Raw genomic sequence first — 2971 nt, 5'->3', positions numbered from 1 at the left:
CGGCGCCGCCGTTATTCCCCTGATCAGCACCGCCGGCAGCGGCGTGCAGCTGAAGACCATCGAGACCTTCGAGCTCGGCCTGCCGTCGGTCGCCACCAGCCGCTCGCTGCGCGGCATCGGCTATCGTCCGGACAACTGTGTGGTGACCGACGATCCGATCGCTTTCGCCGCCGCTCTCCAGGCGGCCGCGGCCAATATCCGCGACGTCGATGGCAGCGCCTTCCACCGCCGCCAGCTCAAGGCGCTCGACGCCGCGATCGGGCTTGGCCTGGAGAAGCTCGGCGCCGTCAGGCAGGAGGTCGCCGCATGAACATGCACACCGCGCGCGCCGCCTTCGGCTTCGATACGCTCAAGACCATCCTGGGCATTCCGGTGCTTGCCATACGCTGGGACGAGGCCATCGCCTTGCTCACCAGGCTGATCGACGAGCGCCGCTTCACCAAGGTAAGCTTCCTCAACGCCCATAATGCCAATCTTGCCTGCACCGATCCGGTCTTTGCCGAGGCGCTGGAAAACTTCCTCATCCTCCCCGACGGCGTCGGCGTCGACATGGCGGCAAAGCTGCTTTACGGCGCGCCTTTCCCCAGCAACCTCAACGGCACCGATTTCATTCCGGCCTTCCTGCAGGCCGCATCGCATCCGCTGACGGTGGCGCTGCTCGGCACGACGCGCGCCAATGCCGAGGCCGCGTCCGCGAAGCTGTCGACGCTCGCCATGCAGCACAAATTCGTCGTCATCCATGACGGCTTCTTCTCAGCCGCCGAGGAGCCGGCGATTCTCGAGCGCATGGCCCGCCTGCGGCCGGATGTGCTGCTCGTCGCCATGGGCGTGCCGCGCCAGGAATTGTGGATCGAACGCCACATCGACAGCCGCCATTGCACGCTGCCGGTGGCCGTCGGCGCGCTGCTCGATTTCATGAGCGGTTCGGTGCCGCGCGCGCCGCTGTGGCTGCGCCGGCTGCGGCTCGAATGGCTGTTCCGCCTGTGGATCGAACCCGGCCGCCTGTGGCGCCGTTATATCGTCGGCAATCCGGTCTTCCTGTGGCGCGTCGTCAAGCAGAAGCTGTCGCTCGGGCCGCGACCGCTGGGGGCAGGCCGGTGAACAGCCGCTTCGTGCCGGATACGTCCACCGCAATCGAACCGCTGCCGCGCGCGCCCTCGGCAGCGATCGTCACCGCGAGCTACGCACCCGATTTCGAACGCTGCCGGCTTTTGTGTGAAACCATCGACCGCCACGTCGCCGGCATGGCGCATCATTACATCCTGACCGAACATCGCGACGTCGCGCTGTTTCGCCAGCTGGAATCCGGCCGCCGCAGCGTTGTCGACGAGCGGGACCTATTGCCGCGCTGGCTGCGCGCGTTCGATGATCCGCTGAGCGGTTTCCGCCGGCGCATCTGGCTGAGCTTCAGGACGCAGCCGCTGCGCGGCTGGCATGTGCAGCAGCTGCGCCGCATTGCCATTGCCGGCCATGCCAAGGAAGACGTGCTGGTCTTCTGCGATTCCGACGTCGCCTTCCTGAAACCGTTCGACGCGAACGCCTTCTGGCGGGACGGCAAGGTGCGGCTGTTCCGCCGCGACGGCGTGCTTGCCAATGAAGGCCATGGCGAGCATCGCATCTGGTCGCGCAATGCCGGTACAGCACTCGGCATCGATCCTGTTGTTGCGTCGTGCCACGACTACATCTCGACGCTGATCGCCTGGCGCCGCGAGACGGTCAACGCCATGTGCGAGCGCATCGAGAAAGTGCACGGCCGCGACTGGGTCGGCGTCGTCGGCTCGGCGCGAAAATACTCCGAATGCATGATCTATGGCCGCTATGTCGACGACGTGCTCGACGGCGCCGGCCATTTCCACGGCTCGGAGGAGTTCTGCCGCGTCCACTGGAACGGCGCGCCGCTCTCGGATGACCAGTTCCGCCGTTTCGTCGACACCATGGCGCCGGAACAGGTGGCGATCGGCATGCAGTCCTTCATCGGCACCGATATCGCCCGCATCCGCCGCCTGATCGGGGCTTAAACCGCGCTGAGATTCAGGTCAGGCCGAGTCGAAAATGGTGGTTTCCGAGACCCGGAGCGGAGCGTACTTTTCGTACGTGAGCACCGGAAGCGCAGGAAGCCGCCATTTGCAGGCCGGCCTCACCTGAATCAGATCGCCTTGGCCGGCCGGCGCATCGCCGAATAGGTCAACAATGTCGAGGCAAGATAAAGCAGCAGGAAGACTATGTTGAGCGACAGGACCAGATTGGCCGTGTCGGGGATGGTCGTCAGCACATAGGTGAGCAGAACCGCCTTCAATCCGGCGAGCAGGCCAAGATTGATTGCCCTGACCGCCGTCTGGCCACGCGCGAACAGAAGCTCGGCCTGGTATTCGACGAGGTTGCGCAGTCCCGGCACGCAGACGGCGAGCGCCACCAGCGGCGCTGCCTCGGCGACATTCCTGCCGAGCGCGTTGGGGAAGAAGTGCAGCACGATGCCGAGCGACGCCAGCGCCAGCGTCGAGACCAGGAACACGCCGCCCTCGATGCCGCTCTTCACCGCCAGCCGCGACAGCAGCTCCGGCGCCCGCATCATGCGCTGCACTAGCATCATCGAGAAAGTGCGGATCGGGATCGCGGTGAGATCGACCAGCCGCATGATGATGGCGTAGATGCCGGCCAGATGCGGCCCGCCGATCGACAGCACCAGCAGCTTGTCGAACTCCATCTGCAGGTAGAACAGCACTTCGGATCCGGCGACATAGATGGAATCGGCGAGCCGCCGGAAATACAGCTCGGCGCGCAGCCTCAGCCGCTGGCGCGGATAGAAGAAGGCGAAGGCGACGATCAGCGAAGCGGCATTGGCGCCGATGTAGAACAGCGACCAGACGCCGATCGTATGCTGCGCGGCTAGCATGAACAGGATGGCGCCGACTGCCCGAAGCGCTGTCGCCAGAATGGCGAGCACCGCCGCCCGCCCGAACTTGCCGAGCCC

At 65.6% G+C, this 2971-nt stretch carries 2 protein-coding genes and 2 pseudogenes; 3 read left to right on the top strand and 1 reads right to left on the bottom strand.

The annotated features are described in order from the left end of the window. The 3 genes and pseudogenes from EOA28_RS31075 to EOA28_RS31065 form a co-directional block, all read left to right on the top strand. Nucleotides 1-310 (top strand): annotated as a pseudogene (locus tag EOA28_RS31075) (glycosyl transferase); the annotation flags it as partial. Then, complete coding sequence (locus EOA28_RS31070; protein ID WP_127386172.1) at nucleotides 307-1101, top strand: WecB/TagA/CpsF family glycosyltransferase; 795 nt, start codon at nucleotides 307-309, stop codon at nucleotides 1099-1101. The pseudogene EOA28_RS31075 and the gene EOA28_RS31070, both read left to right, overlap by 4 nt. Further along, on the top strand, nucleotides 1098-2018 hold the full coding sequence (locus EOA28_RS31065; RefSeq protein WP_127386173.1) for a DUF6492 family protein: 921 nt from the start codon (nucleotides 1098-1100) through the stop codon (nucleotides 2016-2018). Before EOA28_RS31070 ends, EOA28_RS31065 begins: the two co-directional genes overlap by 4 nt. A 128-nt stretch (nucleotides 2019-2146) precedes the next feature. On the opposite strand, the pseudogene EOA28_RS31060 reads toward EOA28_RS31065, so the two are convergent. Then, nucleotides 2147-2971: pseudogene (locus tag EOA28_RS31060) on the bottom strand (lipopolysaccharide biosynthesis protein); the annotation flags it as partial.

Origin of the sequence: Mesorhizobium sp. M2A.F.Ca.ET.067.02.1.1 (assembly GCF_004023285.1) — a bacterium.
Lineage (GTDB): Bacteria > Pseudomonadota > Alphaproteobacteria > Rhizobiales > Rhizobiaceae > Mesorhizobium.
The sequence above is the reverse complement of the archived record's forward strand: the minus strand, read 5'-3'. Positions and strand labels throughout refer to the sequence as shown.

Bases quoted from the DNA above. Each gene is read 5' to 3' on its own strand.
- EOA28_RS31070 (WP_127386172.1), top strand. From the start codon at position 307: ATGAACATGCACACCGCGCGCGCCGCCTTCGGCTTCGATACGCTCAAG.